The organism is Chitinophaga pinensis DSM 2588 (assembly GCF_000024005.1).
In the GTDB taxonomy this organism is placed as follows: domain Bacteria; phylum Bacteroidota; class Bacteroidia; order Chitinophagales; family Chitinophagaceae; genus Chitinophaga; species Chitinophaga pinensis.
In genome coordinates this window covers 3,301,825-3,323,257 of record NC_013132.1, presented here as the reverse complement: position 1 = coordinate 3,323,257, position 21,433 = coordinate 3,301,825, and the positions used below count along the sequence as shown (strand labels likewise).

The following is a 21,433-nucleotide window of genomic DNA, read 5'->3' as shown; positions in this document are numbered from 1 at the left end:
GCTGTACTGGTTTAATGAAGCGGAACCAATCTCTTTACTAAAATAAAATCATGAAGTTTTCATTATTAAGTCTATTGATTGCCGTCAGCATGACCGGGTCGTCTTACGCATTCCAGCAAATACAGCTACAGCACGGCCCATGGCACAGCAAAACTGACACCGCGACTGTGCCCAAAGAAATTGAAGATCCGGAATGCCTGGGTATCAACAAAGAACCTGCCCATGCCACCCTGATGCCTTACGCAGATCTGAAAGAAGCACTCAACGCAAATCGCTATGCCTCTTCTTTTTCAAAGTCACTCAACGGCACCTGGAAGTTCAATTACGTACCCTGGCCGCAACAAAGACCGGTGGACTTTTACAAACCAGATTTTTCAGTGGAAAAATGGGCAGATATCAAAGTACCGTCCTGCTGGCAGGTAGAAGGTTATGGCACACCATACTATAGTAATTTCAATTATATCTTTCAGAAGGATTTTCCCCGGGTAATGAGTACTCCGCCAGTCAATTTTACAGCCTATAAAGAACGTAATCCGGTAGGCAGCTATCGCCGTAATTTTGATGTACCTGCTGACTGGGATGGCCGGCGGATATTTATAACCTTTGATGGCGTAGACGCAGGTTTTTTCCTATGGGTGAATGGTCATAAAATTGGCTATAGCGTCAATAGCCGCAATGCTGCGGAGTTTGACATCACTGAATTTGTGAAACCCGGCGCAAATATCATTGCTGTGGAAGTGTATCGTTTCACTACCGGCAGTTATATGGAAGATCAGGACATGTTCCGCCTTAGCGGCATTTTCCGCAATGTAACGCTGTGGAGCGCGCCCCAGGAGCATATCCGTGACTTCCTTATAAGTACTGATCTCGATGCGAACTATGTGCATGCCACCCTGAATGCATCCGGTAAAATAAAAAACTACGGCACTACAAAAACACCAGCAAGAAAAGTATCCGTAGAATTGTATGATGGTACAAAACTGATTAAATCAGGTACAGCGGATGTAAGCGCCCTTCAGCCAGGCGAGGAAGCATCCTGGAAAGTCGCTTTTCCGGTATACAATCCCCGTAAATGGACCGCTGAAACCCCAGCGCTTTACACTACTGTAGTTACTGCACTTGACGGAAAAAAGGTAATAGAAACCATGTCGTCCCGCACCGGTTTCCGTAAAATAGAAATCAAGGGAAGGGTATTCATGGTAAATGGTGTTGCAGTAAAACTGAAAGGTGTAAATCGTCACGAGAACTGGCCGGAAACAGGACATACAGTGTCTGAACCCGATATGGTCCGGGACATCCTGCTGATCAAACAGGCTAACTGTAACCACGTGCGCACGTCACACTACTCCAATGATCCCCAGTGGTATGAGCTATGCAACGAGTACGGCCTCTACCTGCTCGCAGAGGCGAATGTGGAATCACACGGCGCATGGGACGAATTTAATGAAGATCCCCGCATTAAAGCGGCTATCATAGACCGGAATATCTCTAATGTGGAGAATTTCAAAAATCATCCTTCAGTCATTATCTGGTCTCTCGGCAACGAATGCGGTAGCGGAGGCACCAATTTCCGCGCAGCATTGGCCGCGATCCAAAAGCTGGATCCCACCCGCCCTACGCACTATCAGGGATTTGGCACAGGTGATAAAAACCCCAGTGATATGGACAGCGAGATGTATACGCAATTACACGAGGTACGTCGCCACGCTACTGAACCAGGCCTGACCAAACCATTCTATCTCTGCGAATACGCGCACGCGATGTTTAACTCGATGGGCAGCGTAGAGGAATATAGCGACTTGTTTGATGAATATCCGGCATTGTTAGGCGGTTGTATCTGGGAATGGGAAGACCAGGGTATCTGGAACCGTATTGATCCTCAACACCCCATCATTGCTTACGGCGGAGGTTTTGGTGAATGGCCAAACGACCGTTTCTTTATTCATAAAGGCGTAGTATTTTCTGACCGCAGTGTCAAGCCTCATTACCCGGAACTAAAACATGCATATCAGTGGATTAAAGTTAAACCAGTTGATATTGCCCGGGGTAAATTACGAATATTGAACAAATACCAATTTATCACGCTGAATGGCTATAATGCCAGCTGGACGTTGATGAAAAATGGTGTTATTACCGATAGCGGAAAAATAATGCTTCCGCCTGTTGCAGCAGGCGATTCTGCTGACGTACAATTACCCAGATTCACTAAGCGCACATCAAATGCTGAGTATATTGTGCGACTTTCTTTCAAATTGACAAATGAAGAAAGCTGGGCGCATAAAGGTTTTGAAGTAGCCTCACAGCAACTGGAAATACCTGGCGGGAATGGCGACTTCACAGGCATTATGCAAAAAGGCCCACTTGCAGTAAAAGAAGCTGACAATGATATCGAGATTGATGGCAGTAATTTTTCACTTGTTTTTAATAAGCAGAAAGGAACCTTTACCTCGATAAAAAGCAAGGGACAGGAAATGCTGGAAACAAACGGTGGCCCCCTACTCCATTTATGGCGTGCCCCTCATCGCAATGACGACATGTGGGCGGATGATGAATGGGAGCGCTATGGTCTTAAAAGAATGGAGTGGAGCGCAAGCGATATAGCAATAAAAAATGAGGGTGATATAACTATTACTGCAACACTAAATGGAAAAGGCCGCAACGGCTTCACCGTAAATCACCAGGTTTCCTATGTAATAAGCGGTGATGGTGTGGTAAAAGTAAATAATAACCTCAGCTTTGGAACTGTGAATATTCCACTCGCAAGAGTTGGTGTAAGATTACTACTAAAAAGTAATCTGGATAAATTTCAGTATTATGGCCGTGGCCCTGAAGAGAACTATGCTGATCGTAAATCAGGCGAAGATGTAGGTATCTGGGGAAGCAGTGTAAAAGCGCAACTCACTCCTTACGAAAAACCCATGGAATGCGGTAACCATGAAGATGTGCGCTGGGCGACTGTGCGTAGCAATGAGGCTTCACTGTCTGTTGTAAAAACTAAAGACCTCCTGCAAGTATCTGCCCTGCCGTATCGCGACGAGGATCTGCAGCATGTTGAGTATCGCATAGACTTGCCGGAGAGCAAACTTACGGCGCTTTGCATATCCACACATACTTTGGGTGTAGGCTCAAACTCCTGTGGTCCCCGTCCTCTTGACCGCTTTGTGCCGCGTGCTGTGTCACAATCTTTTTCTTATGTACTAAAAATACAATAATTCTATGGTCGTTTGACTATCCTCGGGATATGGGTTGATTGTCTGTAATCGAAAAGGACATATCCCGGGGATAACCAACGATCAAGCCTTCTAACAATCCTTTACCATATCATTGGCCATCCCGACGGATACTCCTGACGCTGAAATAAGATGGGCAACTGATCAAATGTTAACCTGGTAGTTCAAGGTAAGTTCATCACCTGCCTTTCCTCGTATGCCCCAATTACGCGCCGGTGTCTCGATAAGTGTGATCTCTACATCATTCGGTTCAATACCCAAAATGGAGCGAAAAGATGCAAAAATGAGCTGATATAATTTTTTCCTGGCTTCGACCGTACGCCCCTCAAATAGCAGTATCTCTATAATCACATATCGATCACTACGATCTTCCGGATAAAGGAAATCACCATTATCAAGATATACGCATCAGGCATATGAACCCTTTTTTCATCACCAATGTACCTTCAGTTCGGGGTTGGCAAAAAAAATACAACAATACAATTACTGGTGAAACCTGGCAATATCCTGAGTTTAAAGGTTATCACTCTGAGATATCGGCCAATACCGTAGTAGATAATCTCAATTAGGTGCTGCATTCGCGCCCTTGTGTTTTCAGAATGACACTATACATTGTCATTCAACACATTATCAGCAATTTCGCATCCATTCCGGTTCACAAAACGAAAGAGGCTATCAAATTGAGATGCCTCTTTTGTTTATCTCAAATTTATCGATCTCGCCATCTTCTTCGGCTTGTACGTCCTTTCTGTTTTGTTAAAACCAACCTGAAATTTTACTTTCGTACAATATGAATATTTATACTACCCCTGGGGCTGTTACCATTACCTGTCATAAGCGAAACGCACTTTATCTGGAACAGGAAATAAAGGAGCTTGGCTTTGAGCAGACAGAAACTTTTGTTACCGGTGTAAGGTTAAAAGCAACAGTAAATGAATGTATCAGGCTCAACCTGAATCTCCGTTGCGCCAGTCAGGTGTTATATAGTCTTCAATCTTTTGAGGCAGGTAATGCGGATGATGTGTACAATAATATTCACCAGTATCCCTGGGAAGATATTTTACCCGATGGCGGTTACTTTTCCATCACCAGCAATGTCAGCAACGAAAGTATCAATAACAGCATGTATGCTAACCTGCGCGTGAAGGATGCCATTATTGACAGGATACGTGAAAAAACGGGGAAACGTCCCTCTACCGGCGCAGCTTTAACGGGCGCCGTCATTCATTTGTTCTGGAAAGATGAACATGCCGAAATATTTGTCGATACCTCGGGTGATTCACTGGCCCGTCATGGGTACCGTGCAATATCCGGTCCTGCGCAAATGCTGGAATCACTGGCTGCCGCCACCATTTATGCTTCCCGTTGGGACAGAGTGAGTCCATTCGTGAATGTTATGTGCGGTTCCGGTACTGTTGCTATTGAGGCCGCAATGATCGCCACTAACCGCAGACCTGGTCTGTTCATAACCAACTATGCCTTCATGCACCTGAAGGGTTATGATATACAGGTATACCAGCAGGAGGATGCCCGGCTCGAAGAGCAGATCAAAGAAATACCGGGGCTTCGCATTATCGCCACTGATCACAGTGCAAAAGCCATCGAGAGTGCCCGTAAGAATGCGATAGCAGCCGGTGTAGGCAAACTGATAGAATTTGCTGTTTGTGATTTTACTGCCACAAAGGTGCCTCCCGGTGTGCCCGGTGTTTTTTATGTCAATCCTGAATACGACGAGCGAGCAAATGAAATAATGGTGCTCGAAGAAACATATAGTCGTATCGGTGATTTTATGAAACAAAAATGTGGTGGTTACTTTGGCTATGTATTTACCGGTAATCTGGAATTGGCTAAAAAGATCGGCCTGAAAGCTAAACGACGTATAGAGTTCTATAGCAGTACTATTGACTGCCGCCTGCTGGAATATGAATTGTACAGCGGTACCCGTACGGAGCCAAAAGTAACGGAGACTCCGCCTACTACAGCGTAAATCAATTAGTCATAATGATACCAGGTAGAACGGTTGACGCCATATCAGCGTCGTATTATCTCCTGTATGTAGCCGGGCCAGCAAATGCCGATAAATATGAATGAACTGACTAAGATCCTGCTGGAATATTCTTCTTTTAACCATCAGGAGATCGAACTTATAAGTGACCGTATCAGGCACCGAGAACTTTCCCGGGGCGATTACCTGCTGAAATCAGGAAGGATTGCCAGGGAGCTGGCATTCGTCACATCCGGCATTATCCGTGTGGCGCTGCAATCGGAAACAGGAGATGATATCACCAGGGCCTTCATCCCGGAATATCATTTCGCATTAAATTTTAATAGTCTTAATAATCAGGTGGCATCCGGCGTCAGCTTTATTGCTGTAACAGATTGCCGGCTCCTTGTCATCGTTGAGCAGGACTTAACGGAGTTGGGCAATACGATCCCTCACTGGCAGCGATTCCTGTCAAATATCGCTGTCAAAGTGCTGTCCAATAAAATGAATCTGCTGAATGACATGATGTTACAGGATGCAGAGACGCGGTACTTAGAGTTCTTAAAAATATATCCGGGATTGGCCAACCGTATTCCATTGTCGACCCTGGCATCTTACCTCGGTATCAATCAGTCTACGTTAAGCCGGATACGGAGAAATATCTCATAGTTTTTTGACAATTGTCAAAAAAAGGACTGTTGGGAAAGGTGAATTTTGAAGAAAAACAACATGTCAATTTATTCACCAGAAAGCGCTCCATACGGCAAAATTGATATCAGCAATTGGCGGCAAGCCCATAACAACAAATGGGCATTCAACCATGTCAATGAAATCATTCCCACGACAACAGTAGAAAACGACAGTCAACGCTCATTTATATTCCGGCACACTGAAGAAAATATCAACGATCCGCTTTTTGAACAGCTTCTAGCTGAGACGGAAACAGATGCGATAATTGTTCTGCACAAGGGAAGAATCGTCCATGAACAGTATGCCAATGGGAATAATAAAGATACACATCACATCCTTATGTCAGCAACCAAGGCAGTTATCGGCCTGCTTGCCGGGATCATTGAACAAAAGGGCATGATCGTCCTTAAAACGCCGGTGTCAGCTTATATCCCGGAACTACATGGAACGACTTATGGCAGTATCACGCTGCGCAACCTGCTTGATATGCGTTGTGGTATTATTCTCAATAAAGAACAGGAGATGCGTTATGCAAAGGCCGCCAACTGGGATCCTGTGCCGCCAACAGATACCCGGATCGGCCTACATGATTTCTATCTGGAATTAAACAATCTGCAACCTACTTCCGATGATACTTTCCGATATATTTCCGCCAACACCGATCTGCTTGGCTGGGCGATTGAACGGGCAACAGGCCAACCAGTAAACAAATTGCTGAGTGAAATAATCTGGCAACCAATGGGGGCTGAACATCCTGCATATATGACTGTTGATATCAATGGAGCAGCAAGATGTACAGGCGGACTGTGTGCAACAATCCGGGACTTCGCTTTACTGGGACAATCTATCATCGGCCAAGGTGGACAGCAACAAGGCATTCCGGCAATTATACCTTCTACCCTGTTGGATGATATTGCCGAAAATGGTGACCGGGAAGCCTGGCAGAACGGAGAATGGGGGAAAGCATTTGCGGCGATCAGTGATAATATGGCCTATCGCTCCGGATGGTATATCATTCATTCCGATCCGAAGTTAATATTCGCCATGGGCATTTATGGCCAATATCTTTTTCTTGATCCTTTTAACCAGATAGTGATCGCCAAGTTTTCATCCTGGAAGGATTCATTGGATTATAGCGCCATCAGTAAGACACATCAGCTGGTAGCCAGGATACGCAGTATATTGACCGGGGAAACCGTTTAGACCCCTTCAAACATTGATGCAATTGGTTATGCTCATTAAGCTTATAAAGAGAAGGTGCCTCAATTTGAGGCACCCAATTGTCTTTTATATTCCAGCGGTGATAAATTAGTCTTTGCTTTGAACAAGCGGCTAAGCGACTGTGGATGTTCGAACCCCAACACATAGGCAATCTCACTTACGGAGCGTTCCGTTGTTGATAACTGTTCTTTAACATGCTCGATGACCCTGTCCTGGATATAGTGCTGCGTACTCTTTCCCGTCAGTAGTTTTAGTAAGCTGCTCAGATAACCTGGTGAGACATTCAACGATGAAGCGATATACTGAACCGTTGGAATGCCCTTCGTCGAAAGATGTTCCTGATTGAAATACTCGTCTAACAAGCTTTCCAGGCGCTCAAGGATAAAGTGACCTGACTTTTTACGGGTAATGAACTGACGCTGATAAAATCTGTCGGCGTAGGTCAGCAGTAATTCAAGTTGCGCAAGGATGACCGGCTCACTGAATTTGTCAATGTTGTTTTTATATTCCTGCGCCATAATTTCCATAATACCCTGAATGGATTTCTGTTCCTTATCAGACAGGAATAAAGCTTCATTGACGGAATAACTAAAATACTCGTATTGCCTGATTGACTTTGACAGGGACGTTTTCCAGAGAAAATCAGGATGAATCAGTAATATCCAGCCGGAACGGTTGATGGAATCTGCGCTCAGCAGCTCAACTTCAAATACCTGTCCGGGCGCCATGAAAAACATCACTCCTTCTTCAAAATCTCCGGACTGCTGACCATACTTCATATTGCCCTTAAAATCTTTATCCAGCAGGATCGTGTAAAAATCAAAAACAAAACTCATGCTGGCTTTACAAGGCAGGGTAACAGACTCATAGTCAACCACGCTGATCAGTGGATGCTCAGGTTTGGGAAGCCCCATTACCCTATGATATTCACTGATTGTTTTTATACTATGGACCACCTTCTTTTCCATACCCGAAGTTAATGATTAATGTTGCGTGATTTCTTCCAGCTTTTTAACAAGGTTTTCAGGTTGTTCACGCATAGCGTAGTGTCCGCCTTCAAGACTATAGATTTTCCATTTTCTTTCCTTTGCTCTTGCAATACCCATTTTGTCGTGAGCAGGACTTCCTTTCCCGTCCTTGGTCATCTGGATAAATACTGCCGGGATTTTCCGGGCCAGGGGATTGCTCAGTTTTACCGGCTCGATAAAGGTGTTAAGCGGTTGCGGAACATCTTTCGGCGTCGTTCCAAAAGGATAAAGTACCATACTATCTTTTATATTCCCCTGGGTCATAGGCGCCCATAGATCACCACACACATCTTTGGCGCTTTCTCCGTCATTAGGCACCATTGCATCCAGATAAATGAGTTGTTTGATGCGACCCGGCACCTGTTCTGCTACCCCGGAAATCACCATTCCCCCATAACTGTGGCCAACAAGGATCACATTATGCAGGTCTTCAAACTGCATCAGGTTCCGGATGTCGTTGATATAGGTTGTCAGGTTAATGCCGGGATTTGCCAGATGAACTCTTTCTCCCAGTCCGGTAAGTGTAGGCCGGTATACGATATTTCCGTGTGCGCTTAATATAGAGTCAACTTTTGCGTAGTCCCAGCCCCCGTCCCAGGCACCGGGAACGAACAAATAGGTATCGCGTTGTTGTCCATGACAGATAGCAGAGATGGTGAGGCTCAAAAAGAAGATTAGTTTTTTCATGAAATAACATTTAGTAGACACAAAATTGGCTTGTCTACTGCTGGCGGGCCTAACCGAATCTGCTTTTGTTGTAACAAAATGTGAGATGTCATTATTGAGCTCTCTTCTCAAGAGCAAAAACGTCCATTATAAAATAAAAATCCTCCATGTTCCAGGAATGAATACCAGGCCATCTTTGCATTGAAATAATCGTTTACAGGTCAGCGCTAAAAAAGGCTTGACCAGAATGATACCAATACGATTTTACACAATTCAAAATATGGAATTATGAAGCTATTTTATTTCACAGATCCGATGTGTTCCTGGTGTTATGGCTTTAGCACTACGGTGAAAAAGATAAAAGAGGAGCATCCTGATGTTGACTTACAAATTATATCTGGCGGATTTGCGCCGTTTAGCGACCAGGTTGTAACAGATGAGTATAGAAAATTCCTGGAGTATCACTGGAGAAATGTAAACCTGCGAAGCGGACAACAATTTGATCATGCAATGAAGTTTGTGTCAGATACCTTCCGTTATGACACCGAACCCTCAAGCCGTGCGCTCACAGTAGTACAAAGCCTATTACCGGAAAAGGATTTTGAATACCTGCGTCTTTTGCAACAATCATTTTATGTCGAAGGCAGGGATATTACAAATGATGGCGTATTAGCTGACCTGGCTGAAGCCATTGGCATAGATAAGCACACTTTTTCAGCGCGTTTTCATTCCGATGAAATGAAGCGGAAAACATTGCAGGGGTTTGAGTTTAGCCGTCAATTAGGCGTGCAGGGGTTTCCAACACTGCTTACTTTAGAAAAAGGCGCTGTTAAGGTGATCTGCCGTGGATACCAGCAATATGACGCATTAAAAGGCGCTATCGATCAGCAGTTAAGTATGGCAAGCGAGATAACGTCAGGCGTTGGTCAGTCCTGTTCAGGTGAATCCTGCGAACGCTAAGACTTACCCACTATACAAAGTGTGCTCCCGTGTATTGTGAGGCAGGGGGTGTAAGATGGGGCACTACAAACAAAAATGATTTATCAATAAATTTCATTTAAGCATGTCGGTTTCAGATCTATTTAAGCCGCTTACGCTGTTGCATGGTCCGGCCATGAGAAATCGTTTCATGATGGCGCCGCTTACCAATCAGCAAAGTGAGCATGATGGCACCGCATCCGAATTCGACCAATTATGGATCGAACAGCTTGCAAAAAGTGGCTATGCACTGATCCAGACCTGCGCAGCCACAGTAGAAGCGGGAGGCATCGCATTTGAACGCCAGTTAGGTATTCACAGCGATGATCATTTACCAGGTCTCAGGAGGATGGCCAGCAGCATTCGTGAAGGAGGCGGATTGTCAGCGGTGCAGTTACACCATGCCGGGCATCGTGCCGACCCGTTATTAGGGGGAATCCCTTCACCTGCTTCCAGTGATACATTGCCAGGCATTAACGCGATCACAACAGAAGCGGTAGAGCGCATTCGCGACAGTTTCATCACGGCGGCAAAGAGAGCGCAACTGGCGGGTTTCGATGGTATCTCCGTACACGGTGCATTCGGATGGATCCTTTCGGAATTCATGTCTCCGGATTTGAATAACCGTAAGGATAAATATGGCGGAAGTCTGGAAAACCGTGCACGGTTCACGATCGAAGTGATCAAGGGCATTCGCCGGAGCTGCGGACCAGACTTTCAGATTGGCTGGCGACTGTCAATCGAACGCTACGGATTGCGTATGGAAGAATTGCGGGAAATCACCGGGGAGATCTTCGATCAAGAGCTGATCGACTATCTGGACCTGGCTTTGTGGGACTCTGCGCAGATTGTACGGGAAGGAAAGTATAAAGGGAAGACTATGCTCAGCGTATTTACTGAACTTCCCCGAAAGGGCGTGCGTCTGGGGGCAGCCGGAAAAATCTATAGTGCCCGGCGAGCAGGAGAATTGCTGGATGAAGGTTGTGATTTTGTGCTGATTGCACGGGCGGGTATTCTTCAACGGGATTTTCCCCTTCAGGTGATGGCCAATCCTCTTTATGATAGTCCTAAGCCACCAGTACCGGCCGAATATCTTCGGAAAGGGGGACTAAGCGAGCGGTTTATCAGTTCATTGCGGGGATGGCAGACCTTCGTGAAGCCAGGATCTCCGTGAATACTATCAACAGCGCGTAAGACGGGCTTTGTTTCCAACTGGCATTAAACGAACAGACATACTAATATAATACGCGCGCTTGCGCAACAAAGGCTTGCAATTAATTGCAGGTCTTGGTTGTTTGTGCCCGGAAATCGAAAAACTACAACAGCAGTATCCCATTGCAAGCACCCGCATAAGCACGTTACAGCAGGCAACCGGCAATGCCCATCTTTTGTTTAAGATTGGTATCGCTAATTACCTGGAAGTAATAACTGCCCCAAATAATATGCTGCAAAGCGAACTGGAGCTGGCTTCCTTTAAGCGGCAGCAGCTTAGCGCTGTGGCAAGGCTGTACTGCTCGCTTGGCGGCTGGAAATAGGCAGGATTATAAGTGGATGTGGGCACACAAAGTTGTCCATTAAATAGTCGAAAACATCCATTCATCACGAACGTAGACACAGCGATCTTTGTGTTATAAATCAATATATATGAACAAAACAGCAGTAATCATTTTATCTGATCCCAAAGCTGGTTCAGAAGAAGCTCTTGGACGTGTATTCAACGCATTAGCGTCGGCATATGAATTTAAACACGCAGGTGAAGATGTAAAGATCATCTTTCAGGGTGCAGGTATCAGATGGCCTGAGCAACTGGAGAAAGCTGATCATCCTGTTAATGGACTTTATCTGCAGGTAAAGGATTATGTACATGGTCTTTCTAAAGGCTGCGTTACCGTATTCGGCACGGAAATTTCCGGATATGATCTGTTAAGCGATAATGAAGTACCGGGAACGCCAGGTCTGCCAAGCTTACTTAATCTGAGAAATGAAGGTTACAATATCTTAGTTTTCTAATCAGGTTTGCTGACTGTCCTCCGGTTATGCGGGGGACATTTTTTACTCTTAACTTTAATACGCGGAACAGGTTTAGGTTTCATATCCATCTACGAAAGAAAGCAGCAGAGCTACTATGTTTAACCTCATTCAGGGCATCGCGGACACTGGTTTGAAAACTATCTCATTGAGATCAAAAGAAATTTATTTTTCTATTTACTGTGAATTACTTTAAGGATTTTGCAATCGTTTTTTTGAATTTCGATATAAGCAACGCCCCCTCTTTTCTTTTTAGGAAGCGAGCCATCTACTGCCCAAACACTATCTCCCACCAGAGAAACAACATAGGGTTTTTCATCATAAATTCTCTCCCCATAAATAGGCAACCAAATAGCTTCGGCTATTTTCTTTGCTGTTTCCTCATCTGGCACATAGTCACTAGCGCTCGTTTTATCATTCGTATTCTCTTTTGCGGAGATACATATGGAGGTTATTAAGGCAACCAAAATAAGAAGCATAACATTTTTCATACTACCACCATTATTTACCGTTAAAATAATAGAAAAATCTGTTAGCAGTATATAGCCCGTGATATATCTTTTGAGAGAGCATACAGTATGGTAATAAAACAAATACCTTCAGGTATGTCGCCTGAAGGTATTTATTCGTTACTTCTTTCACGGAAGAAGGAAAATATCAATCAATGTGGATGCTCGCAATGCCTTTTTCCAGAGCATGTTCTTTAATCCCTGGAAGTTTGACACCTTCTACCCGGAAAACGGTCACGTCAGTCATCCCTAAAAGTCCCAGGAAGCTTTTCAGATAAGGCGCAACGAAATCATTAGGTTTAGAAGGGCCTTCGGAATAAACACCCCCGGAAGACATCGCTATATACACTTTTTTACCTTTGACCATTCCAACCGGTCCATTTTCGCTATAACCGAAGGTAATGCCAGCCCTGGTAATATGATCGCCCCATGCTTTTAAGGTAGTAGGAATCGTCAGATTATAGAGTGGTGCACCGATGACGAGGATATCGGTTGCCATTAATTGTTTCACTGCCTCGTCCGAATAGCGTATTGACGCTTTGGCTTCTGGTGTCAACTGATCAGCCGGTGTAAACATCGACTGAAGGATCAATGGCGTCAGATGCGGGATGTCCAGGTTGTTCAGGTTGACTTCTTCGACTGTACTGCCGGGGTACTTTTCGATAACCTTATTCACAATTGCATTGCTGAGTTTATAACTGTAAGATTCATTGCCCTGAATACTCGAAATCAGATGAAGGATACGTTTCATAAAACCTTGATTATTATTTATTAGCATTATATAGCGGAGACCCGGCGCCGGCTTTACCCGCTCCTGCTATTACTGCCAGCAAAGGTACTTGTGACAACCGGTGAATGGATCCTACTTACCTAAAGGAAAGCGCTCACTTTCAGGAAAGTGCGTAACTTTAGATATGGCTATAATGGTTGATAACAGAGAGACGATTCCTTCCAAACAGGAATGTGACAGTTCACTTAACTACGTGGTGGATGCATTATATGTGCTTGGGGGTAAGTGGAAATTACCACTGATTTTAAGCCTTGTACAATCCCCTAAGCGGTTTAATGAAATTCAGCATGAACTGAGCGGGATATCTCCGAAGATACTGGCGAAAGAGTTGAAAGATCTGGAGCTGAATGAATTTATTACGCGTAAGGTATACGCCGGTACACCGGCAACGATTATTTATGAGGCAACACCTCATAGTCTGACGTTGAAAGATGTATTACGCGAATTAAGCGCATGGGGGAAGGAGCACCGGCAGAAGATAAAAATGAGTATGAGACGGGAAGCTGAAAAACGTGCCTAAGCAGGTTCTTCTTCAGGGATGCTTACAGATTCCGCTCTTTCATCGTCAACAGCGCATTTTCAACTGCGGAAAAGAGTCTGAATTCAACGCTTATGGTTGTTCCTTTATTGCTGTGAATGCTAAACTGTCCTCTGAGTTGTTTTGCGAGTCCCTGCATCATTTCCATTCCCAGTGAGCTTGATTGACGGATATCAAAATCTGGCGGCAAACCTTTCCCGTTATCGCTAATCGACATCACCACTGTATTGGTATCTTTATGACTACGGAATGTAACGGTGATTTCTCCTCCATTTTTACCAAACGCATATTTAATGGCATTGGTAATGGCCTCGTTTAATATCAGTCCGACAGGAACAGCCTGTGCTACGTCAATGTTAATCCCTGCTATCTGCTGTATAAATCTGACCTTTCTTTCTGAAGTATCAAATCCATCCATCATATATCTCAACAGATCCGCTACATATTCCGGCATATTGATGCTGGAGAGATTATCCCCGCTATATAGTTTCTGGTGGATCAATGCAATTGATCTTACCCTGTTACCACTTACCATGATTGCTTCAATGGCATCTGAGTTTCTAAGATGTGCTGATTGAGAATTCAGGAGGCTCATGATAATCTGCAGATTGTTCTTTACCCGGTGGTGTATCTCCTTCAGTAACCATTCTTTCTCTTTCAGAAACTGGTCTTTCTGGGACAGGAGTGTTTGCAGTGCTTTATTTTGTCTGTCAATCTCCTCCCCCTGCAATTGCAGTTTAAGGTTGCTACGTTGTTTATTACGATATCCGTAGTAGGCCCATATAGCCAGCAGAAGCAGGAAAAGCGCACCTGCGATTATGACATTTCTGACTGTATTGGCTCGCTGTAAGGCTGCTACGTTCTTTGTTTCTTTATTACGAAGTATTTCGATGTCCTTCAATCGCTGCTCTGTTTGATATTTAAGACTCAGCTCATTCATTTCCCTGCTTCTATGTACGCTATTGATCGAATCATACAGATTTTTGTGGCGCTCAAAGTTTTTGATGGCCGACAGGTAATTTCCGAGGGCAGAATCCGATTTAAACAGTAGCTCATAGGTTTCCAATGCCTGTCCGGCATCGAGGAACTGTGCATTTTGCATTGATTTATTCAGATATAGATTTGCTTCACGATATCTTCCGCGTTCAGCGTAAAATTTACCCATCAGAAAATTAGCCCCACTACCAGTTACTCTCGAATGTGATACATTGATATTCCTTCCGTTTTCCTCCGCTGCTGCTCTATCCAAACTTAGCATTTCAAGATATGATTTCTCTGCTTTAGCATAGTCACCCATTATTGCATATATCTGTCCGTAGGTACTTGCGTTTTCCTGTCTGTCACTTATTGATGTGGATGGATGTGCTTTTATATAATCATCCAGGAATGCCACTCCCTTTTTATGATCGCCACTGACAACCATGACGTAAGCTATTTCATTTGCAACGTGTAGTTTGGCGGTACTATTTCTAAAATCAAGATGATTAAAGGCAATCTGAAAATGTTTGAGACTGTTGGGATAATCCTGAATCCTTGAATATAAGATACCCAGTACAAGGTTAATATTGGCCTGTGCTATAATGTCATCTTCTTTTGTAACTTTTAAAGCCTCCAGTATGTAATATAAAGCTTTATCATACTGTCCGGTAAACCGATAGAAATCGCCGATATTGGTGTATGTTGTTGGTGTAACTCTCTCTCCGATGGATTTAAGTATTGTCACAACTCTCAGCAATTGTTTTTCAGACGAGTCTATCTGATTATGATTCCCATTTACAATACCAAGATCCCGTAAGCTATAGGCTGCTTCCTTCAGATTATTTGCGAGATAATAGTAATGTACGGCCATTTCAAAACTATGGCGGATATCCTCAAATGTGCTGTCATTCTCCGGTGTATTGTTACCTAATTTCGACCAGGCCTTTGCCTCCAGACCATAATCCTTTGCTTCATGGTGTTTATTAACGATCCTCATGAATGATTCCCTTCCAGCCAGGAAGTCTCCTTTCTTGAAGAAATATTTTCCCTGAAGCACAAGACACTCCTGCCACCAGCGGATAGAATGATATTCTTCACAGATTTTTATAGCCTGAAGTACCAAGGGGAGAGCTTTTGCATATTCCGGGTCGTCTCTATCAAATTTGAACACATAGTACTCTCCGATTCCCAGCATCAGGCGGACACGCTGCTCGCCATAAGCAGCTTCTACCAGTTTCGTTGCCTGGCTGACATCTTTCTTTTCCGTGTAAAATTTGCAAAGCATATAGCCAGCTTCATTCCTGCCTTCTGTATATTTCAGCTGGCCACTCAGCTGGTAAGCGGCATTAGCGTACATAAAACAGCTGTCTAACTTTCTGTCAGCAGCTCGTTGATGCCAATAGATATGGGAGGCTCTGATAGCTAATTGTATGTAATTCGTATCCCGTTTGCCATTGTTCATTGTCCTCACCACTGTGGCGCCGTCCGTCTCTGACTCCCGCTTCACTGCCAGTTCAGGAGGAGTATTTTGGGCATATGTTACAAGCGGGGATAAAAGCACTGGTATCAGATAAAACAAAAATCTGCGTAGTCCCATTATTCTGTTTAGTTATAAGGTAAAACTTCAGCGTAGAAGGTCGGCCGGTATGTATACCAAATTGAGGGTAAGATAGTAAAAGAATTTCCGATTCTCAATATGAGTGTAAAGGAAACATTTAATATATTGTATAATTGAAAGCGTTGTTGATTGCTCCTTTTGATATAACGTGATCAGGATTTACATAAAAATCCACACACCCGTACGTTATGAAAAACGTATCCACGTATGGTCAATTATTCAGAACAGGTCTGTTGTAGTATAGAGAAGAGATAGTATTATTCTGCCACTAAGGAAAACGTATACGCACCCACAGATATAAAAATATTTTATGAAATGTTTAAAAAGTTCAGATTACCAGATATGCTGGCTACTGGTTTTATTATCGATTTTGCATGCCTCGTGTAAGCAAGGCAATAAGGATGCCTATGAAGGCTGGACAGTCTATGGCGGTACGAAAGATGCAAGGCATTACTCATCGCTCGCGGCGATCGATACGAGTAACGTGGGGCAGCTGCGGGTTGCCTGGACGTATCGTACCGGAGATGCCGATACCGCCCTTCATACACAGCTACAATGCAACCCGATTGTTATAGATGACATGCTGTATGGCACTACCCCTAAAATGAAATTATTCGCATTGCATGCGGCAACGGGGCAACAAGCCTGGGTTTTTGATCCCGCTACCAATATCCGGCCAGCTACTAATGCGGGCGCTAACCTGGCGGCATTATTCTCAAATACCGGCCGTGGCCTTACCTACTGGACCGACGGCAAGGATGATAAAAGAGTATTTTATACTGCCGGGCCTTATCTCATTTGTCTGAATGCGGCCGATGGCAGCCCTGTTCCGGCCTTCGGTAATAAAGGCTGGGTTGATCTCCATGATGGATTAGGGTTTGACGTGAAGGACCGTTTTATTACGTCCAATACGCCTGGTATCATTTATAAAGATCTCCTGATTGTCGGCTCCCGTGTAGCGGAAGATGCCACGGCAGCTCCTGGTCATATCAGGGCGTACGATGTTCACACGGGAGCGATAAAATGGGTATTTCACACCATTCCTCAACCTGGCGAAGCCGGTTATGATACCTGGGAGGATAAAGAGGCATGGAAGCATCTCGGAGGGGCGAACTGCTGGGCAGGTATGAGTCTGGAAGAAGAGACGGGAACCGTATTTGTGCCCACCGGCTCTATTGCATCTGATTTCTATGGCGGAAAGCGGCCGGGCCAGAATCTGTTCGGCGACTGTATCCTGGCACTGGATGCTGCCACGGGTAAGCGTATCTGGCATTTTCAGACGGTGCATCATGATCTGTGGGACAGAGATCCGCCGGGAGCTCCTGTATTAGTCAATCTTACGAAGGACGGGCAAAAAATTAAGGCACTGGCACAGACAACCAAGACAGGGTTCATCTACTTGCTGGACAGGGCTTCCGGCAAACCTGTTTATCCTGTGGAGGAACATCCTGTACCTACTACTTCTGAACTGGCAGGGGAACAACCATTTCCTACCCAACCCTACCCAACCTTTCCCAGGCCTTTTGTACGACAATCACTCACAGTTGCTGATCTGAATGACCTGGTGTCAGACTCCTCCTACCAGGATCTTAAACAGCGCCTGGCAGGATACAGGACGGGGTATATTTTCAATCCGCCGTCAAAACAGGGCACTGTCATTTTCCCCGGCTTTGACGGAGGGGCAGAATGGGGCGGTCCTGCGTATGATCCCGGCACAGGAATATTATATGTCAATGCGAACGAAATGCCCTGGATCCTGACAATGATTGAGGCAAAGGAAACATCAAGAAAAGAAGAAAATTATATAACAGCGGGTAAGAGGCTGTACAAATCGAATTGTATGGCCTGTCACGGTCCTGAAAGACAGGGAGGAGGTAATTATCCATCCCTGTTGGCGGCGAACAAAAAGTACAATCAGGAGACATTCCATCAACTAATTTCTGCCGGCAGGGGAATGATGCCTGCCTTTAATCAGCTTACAGATCAGGAAAAAGACGCTATCGCCTCTTTTATCCTTGATATGAAAGGCAAACAATCACAAAAATTCGTCTTCGAAGACAAAACAGCTGATAGTTATCTACATCTCCCCTACACGAACACCGGTTATAATAAGTTTCTTACCAAAGAAGGCTATCCGGCCGTGAAGCCACCCTGGGGTACGCTGACAGCTATTAATCTCAATACGGGAGAATTTGTCTGGAAAAACACTTTAGGCGATTATCCGGCATTCAAGGCGAAGGGCATACATACCGGCACTGAAAATTATGGCGGACCGGTTGTTACAGCGGGAGGACTGCTGTTTATTGCGGCTACCAGGGATAACAAAATGAGGGCATTTAATAAAAGTAACGGGAAATTGTTATGGGAGGCTGAGTTACCGGCATCCGGGTTTGCGACACCTGCTGTTTATTCCGTAAATGGTAAACAATATGTAGTGATCGCCTGTGGTGGCGGCAAACTGAAAACAATATCGGGAGACGCTTATGTGGCTTTTGCACTTCCCTGATTATTTCAGGTTCTTGTGTTTGTCTCCCCATTTTTCAAGTTGCTTAATAATGGGTTTCAGTTCGTAGCCAATAGGCGTCAATTCATATTCTACACGGGGCGGTACACCTGCGTAGACAGTTCGTGTGACAATCTTACTATCCTCCAGTTTCCGGAGTTGTAATGTCAGCATTCGTTCTGTAATATTTGGTAATAATTTTCTCAGTTCGCCAAATCTGAGTTTCCCGTTTATTAACCAGGAACAAATCACCAAAGCCCATTGCCCGCCTATAATATTTGCGGCATAGACTTCTGAACACTCATCCGCCAGTGCCTGTTTATTGGCAAAGTTGGTGGATGTTTCTTTTATCTTCGACATTACTTACATTTTTTATAGTACCCCACATTGGGTAGTTAAGGTACAAATTTCGCGCTAAGCACTTTAATATTGCTGCAGAAAAATGATCATCAGATGAAAACATTGGTAGTCGTTATACATCCTGACATTAAAAGTTCGGCTGTTAACAAAAGATGGGTAGCAGCGCTTCACGAGCATCCTGAAAAATATGTCGTTCACCAGCTGTATGCCGTGTATCCTGACGAAAGACTTGATGTGCAGGCTGAACAGCAGCTGGTTGAGCAATATGATAAAATTGTATTTCAGTTTCCCTACTACTGGTTTAATTGTCCACCGTTATTCAAGAAATGGTTAGATGAAGTACTGACGTATGGCTGGGCATATGGAAGTAAAAGTGGTTATAAAATGTCGGGGAAGAAAATCGCACTGGCGATATCAGCAGGTGTTGACGAGCACGAATACAGGCAATCGGAACGATATAAATATACGCTGGAGGAATTAACACGTCCTTTTGAGCTGAGTTTTGAATATGTAAAGGCGGATTACCGGCCTCTATTTGCGTATTACGGAATGGAGTTCAACACGTCGGAAGAATGGATCGAGCGAAGTGTGCCGTTGTACCTCGAATTCCTGGATGCGTTGTAAGTAACTGGCAGGTGGTCTGGTATCATCTTTGAAAGACAAATGATATTGGCGACGCAGCTAATTCCCGAAGATGATAGTTTGCAGAAGCCTGATCATTTAAATTCATTACTATGGCAACCTTTATTAAATCATCCACTGAACAGACATCCGGAAGAATTGTCAATCTTGATCTGGTAACGCATATCAATGCAGGGAACGGCGAAACCGGAGATTATCAGATACGGTTTTACTTTAGCAAAGAGCATTATGAGATATGGTCTTATGAAGATCTTGCTGCCCGTGACAGGGACTATGACAGCGTTCTTTCTAAAGAGGTGAGAACATTAAGCGGTACATTGGATATTTAGGCTTTGTGCTGTTTTAGGTTTGGGGCGTCCGCCGACGGCGGGACGCCTTTTTATTTTATATTGCAGTTATAGTTAGTTGCACACATCCCTACCGATACCATATCAGCAGATCTTCTATCCTTTCGATATGCAGATTTTCCTTTGTATTGATATGACGGAGGCGTTCCTCCAGGAGGACAAGCTGCTTTTCAGCTTCTTCCACTGCTTTTCCCAGTGCGGCTCTATCAATGACCAATATTGTATCCGGTGGTGTTGGTTGAAGTGGCGCATTTTCCCAATATGGGTATTTATCGGGAATATTTACTCCCTCCTAATTCGAATATTCAATTTCAAGTACGGGTATGAGTTCTATTATCATATACTATTGTAAATGGAACTGAAAGTTTTCAGGTTATCCCAGAGCGGATATTCGTTTTTCCCATTGTGATATTTTGCATATATCTCATGGTAAAAGCTTTCCGTCCCGGTAAAATCATATGTACTGATCGTTATGCCTTTTTCTACGATAACGGCATTTATCTCTTTCTGAATATCTATTGTTAGTTAACATTAAATCCATACAGGCATTTATGTGCCCGGACAAACTCAAGCAAGTTAAAGAATATATATGCAGTTTTGAAGAATGCCATTATAAAGACAGAGAAAGAAGATAGTCGGTACAGTGTTCAGTATGGCCAGAAAAATATCTTAGTTACATTTACTCGTCAAATGGCGCTTCACCAAGAAACTCTTCAGGAACAGGAATTTTAAGTGTTCCGGAACGATGGTGCTCTATACACGTACACATATGAAAACGATGTGGATATGGCTGCTTACGGTCCAATTCATCCTGAAAAAATGCCAGAAACCCTTGCTTGAACCCTAACCTTGGGTAATGTTGAAGAACTACTTGTAAATCTTTAGGATCAATACTTATTTCAGGCGGCAAAGCGGTCAGATCATAGAGAATACCAAGCTGCATCAACCGAGTTGTTTCATCTTTGAAAAGATTAATATCGCCAACATGCAATGCTATGTTATGCCAGACCCTCCACGAACGTTCATCTGACACACCATGTTTGAGCAGGAAATTCCTCGCCGCGTGCGCACCTTCGATCTCAAAGCGGTTATGGCCACGTCCAGCATCAGTAAATCCCAAATCGTGTAATATTGCAGAAATGAATATCAATTCTCTGTCGGCTTTTGAATTCTCCTTTCGGGCGAGCAGTTCGGCAAAGTAATAGCAACGCATAAGGTGGTTGAAGAGCATTTCATTAGAAACCGAGCGGGCAAATTCCGCTGCCTGTCGGGCTATAGCCGAATCAGGCACTTTAATGTCCAGGATCATATCTATAGATTTTT

20 protein-coding genes and 1 pseudogene are annotated in these 21,433 nt (G+C 44.2%); 12 read left to right on the top strand and 9 right to left on the bottom strand.

All coding sequences use genetic code 11. From position 1 onward, the window contains the following. Nucleotides 1-50: 50 nt before the first annotated feature. The gene (locus CPIN_RS13565) at nucleotides 51-3,212 is read left to right on the top strand and encodes a glycoside hydrolase family 2 TIM barrel-domain containing protein (protein WP_012790376.1); all 3,162 of its coding nucleotides are present in this window, start codon (nucleotides 51-53) and stop codon (nucleotides 3,210-3,212) included. A 162-nt stretch (nucleotides 3,213-3,374) separates the two neighbouring features. Here the strand turns inward: CPIN_RS13565 and CPIN_RS39600 are convergent. Continuing rightward, nucleotides 3,375-3,617, bottom strand: a pseudogene (locus CPIN_RS39600) (tautomerase family protein); the annotation flags it as partial. Nucleotides 3,618-4,020: 403 nt separating this feature from the next. Between CPIN_RS39600 and CPIN_RS13555 the strand changes: the two are divergent. From CPIN_RS13555 to CPIN_RS13545, 3 genes are all read left to right on the top strand, one after another. Continuing rightward, on the top strand, nucleotides 4,021-5,217 hold the full coding sequence (locus CPIN_RS13555) for a THUMP domain-containing class I SAM-dependent RNA methyltransferase (protein ID WP_012790374.1): 1,197 nt from the start codon (nucleotides 4,021-4,023) through the stop codon (nucleotides 5,215-5,217). Between the two features lie 96 nt (nucleotides 5,218-5,313). Further along, complete coding sequence (locus CPIN_RS13550) at nucleotides 5,314-5,883, top strand: Crp/Fnr family transcriptional regulator (RefSeq protein WP_012790373.1); 570 nt, start codon at nucleotides 5,314-5,316, stop codon at nucleotides 5,881-5,883. A gap of 60 nt (nucleotides 5,884-5,943) precedes the next feature. After that, nucleotides 5,944-7,107, top strand: a complete 1,164-nt coding sequence (locus CPIN_RS13545; protein ID WP_012790372.1) for a serine hydrolase domain-containing protein — start codon at nucleotides 5,944-5,946, stop codon at nucleotides 7,105-7,107. 59 nt (nucleotides 7,108-7,166) lie between these two features. On the opposite strand, the gene CPIN_RS13540 is transcribed toward CPIN_RS13545, so the two are convergent. Together CPIN_RS13540 and CPIN_RS13535 are read right to left on the bottom strand one after the other, a co-directional pair. Continuing rightward, the gene (locus CPIN_RS13540; protein WP_012790371.1) at nucleotides 7,167-8,093 is read right to left on the bottom strand and encodes a helix-turn-helix domain-containing protein; all 927 of its coding nucleotides are present in this window, start codon (nucleotides 8,091-8,093) and stop codon (nucleotides 7,167-7,169) included. A gap of 15 nt (nucleotides 8,094-8,108) precedes the next feature. Continuing rightward, the gene (locus CPIN_RS13535) at nucleotides 8,109-8,840 is read right to left on the bottom strand and encodes an alpha/beta fold hydrolase (protein WP_012790370.1); all 732 of its coding nucleotides are present in this window, start codon (nucleotides 8,838-8,840) and stop codon (nucleotides 8,109-8,111) included. Nucleotides 8,841-9,107: 267 nt separating this feature from the next. On the opposite strand from CPIN_RS13535, the gene CPIN_RS13530 reads away from it, so the two are divergent. The 4 genes from CPIN_RS13530 (at nucleotide 9,108) to CPIN_RS13515 (ending at nucleotide 11,807) form a co-directional block, all read left to right on the top strand. Then, nucleotides 9,108-9,779 (top strand): DsbA family protein, encoded by a 672-nt coding sequence (locus tag CPIN_RS13530; RefSeq protein WP_012790369.1) that lies wholly within the window; start codon nucleotides 9,108-9,110, stop codon nucleotides 9,777-9,779. Between the two features lie 103 nt (nucleotides 9,780-9,882). Further along, the gene (locus CPIN_RS13525; RefSeq protein ID WP_012790368.1) at nucleotides 9,883-10,971 is read left to right on the top strand and encodes an NADH:flavin oxidoreductase; all 1,089 of its coding nucleotides are present in this window, start codon (nucleotides 9,883-9,885) and stop codon (nucleotides 10,969-10,971) included. Nucleotides 10,972-11,050: 79 nt separating this feature from the next. Next, nucleotides 11,051-11,332 (top strand): TolC family protein, encoded by a 282-nt coding sequence (locus tag CPIN_RS13520; RefSeq protein ID WP_148230564.1) that lies wholly within the window; start codon nucleotides 11,051-11,053, stop codon nucleotides 11,330-11,332. Nucleotides 11,333-11,441: 109 nt separating this feature from the next. Next, complete coding sequence (locus CPIN_RS13515) at nucleotides 11,442-11,807, top strand: DsrE family protein (protein ID WP_012790367.1); 366 nt, start codon at nucleotides 11,442-11,444, stop codon at nucleotides 11,805-11,807. Nucleotides 11,808-11,998: 191 nt separating this feature from the next. Here the strand turns inward: CPIN_RS13515 and CPIN_RS13510 are convergent, their stop codons facing one another. Then, a complete protein-coding gene (locus CPIN_RS13510; protein ID WP_012790366.1) occupies nucleotides 11,999-12,316 on the bottom strand; it encodes a YbbC/YhhH family protein in 318 nt (105 codons plus the stop codon). A gap of 166 nt (nucleotides 12,317-12,482) precedes the next feature. Next, nucleotides 12,483-13,085, bottom strand: coding sequence for an FMN-dependent NADH-azoreductase (locus CPIN_RS13505; protein ID WP_012790365.1), 603 nt, complete (start codon nucleotides 13,083-13,085; stop codon nucleotides 12,483-12,485). A 163-nt stretch (nucleotides 13,086-13,248) separates the two neighbouring features. Here CPIN_RS13505 and CPIN_RS13500 point away from each other — a divergent pair, with 163 nt between their 5' ends. After that, nucleotides 13,249-13,644: a winged helix-turn-helix transcriptional regulator gene (locus CPIN_RS13500; protein ID WP_012790364.1), complete on the top strand. Its 396-nt coding sequence runs from the start codon at nucleotides 13,249-13,251 to the stop codon at nucleotides 13,642-13,644. A 22-nt stretch (nucleotides 13,645-13,666) separates the two neighbouring features. Here the strand turns inward: CPIN_RS13500 and CPIN_RS36615 are convergent, their stop codons facing one another. Continuing rightward, complete coding sequence (locus CPIN_RS36615; protein WP_012790363.1) at nucleotides 13,667-16,237, bottom strand: tetratricopeptide repeat-containing sensor histidine kinase; 2,571 nt, start codon at nucleotides 16,235-16,237, stop codon at nucleotides 13,667-13,669. Nucleotides 16,238-16,568: 331 nt separating this feature from the next. On the opposite strand from CPIN_RS36615, the gene CPIN_RS13490 reads away from it, so the two are divergent. Further along, the gene (locus CPIN_RS13490) at nucleotides 16,569-18,764 is read left to right on the top strand and encodes a BamB-related PQQ repeat family beta-propellar protein (RefSeq protein ID WP_012790362.1); all 2,196 of its coding nucleotides are present in this window, start codon (nucleotides 16,569-16,571) and stop codon (nucleotides 18,762-18,764) included. Here CPIN_RS13490 and CPIN_RS13485 read toward each other — a convergent pair whose 3' ends face one another. Next, nucleotides 18,765-19,121 carry a winged helix-turn-helix transcriptional regulator gene (locus CPIN_RS13485; protein WP_012790361.1) on the bottom strand — a complete coding sequence of 119 codons (357 nt, stop codon included), beginning with the start codon at nucleotides 19,119-19,121 and terminating at the stop codon, nucleotides 18,765-18,767. 93 nt (nucleotides 19,122-19,214) lie between these two features. Here CPIN_RS13485 and CPIN_RS13480 point away from each other — a divergent pair, with 93 nt between their 5' ends. Continuing rightward, nucleotides 19,215-19,745 (top strand): NAD(P)H-dependent oxidoreductase, encoded by a 531-nt coding sequence (locus tag CPIN_RS13480; protein ID WP_012790360.1) that lies wholly within the window; start codon nucleotides 19,215-19,217, stop codon nucleotides 19,743-19,745. Nucleotides 19,746-19,855: 110 nt separating this feature from the next. Next, nucleotides 19,856-20,092 carry a hypothetical protein gene (locus CPIN_RS13475; RefSeq protein WP_012790359.1) on the top strand — a complete coding sequence of 79 codons (237 nt, stop codon included), beginning with the start codon at nucleotides 19,856-19,858 and terminating at the stop codon, nucleotides 20,090-20,092. Nucleotides 20,093-20,180: 88 nt separating this feature from the next. Here the strand turns inward: CPIN_RS13475 and CPIN_RS38960 are convergent, their stop codons facing one another. Further along, nucleotides 20,181-20,327: a hypothetical protein gene (locus tag CPIN_RS38960; RefSeq protein WP_187294765.1), complete on the bottom strand. Its 147-nt coding sequence runs from the start codon at nucleotides 20,325-20,327 to the stop codon at nucleotides 20,181-20,183. A gap of 462 nt (nucleotides 20,328-20,789) precedes the next feature. After that, a complete protein-coding gene (locus CPIN_RS13470; protein ID WP_012790358.1) occupies nucleotides 20,790-21,419 on the bottom strand; it encodes an HD domain-containing protein in 630 nt (209 codons plus the stop codon). Between the last annotated feature and the right edge of the window lie 14 nt (nucleotides 21,420-21,433).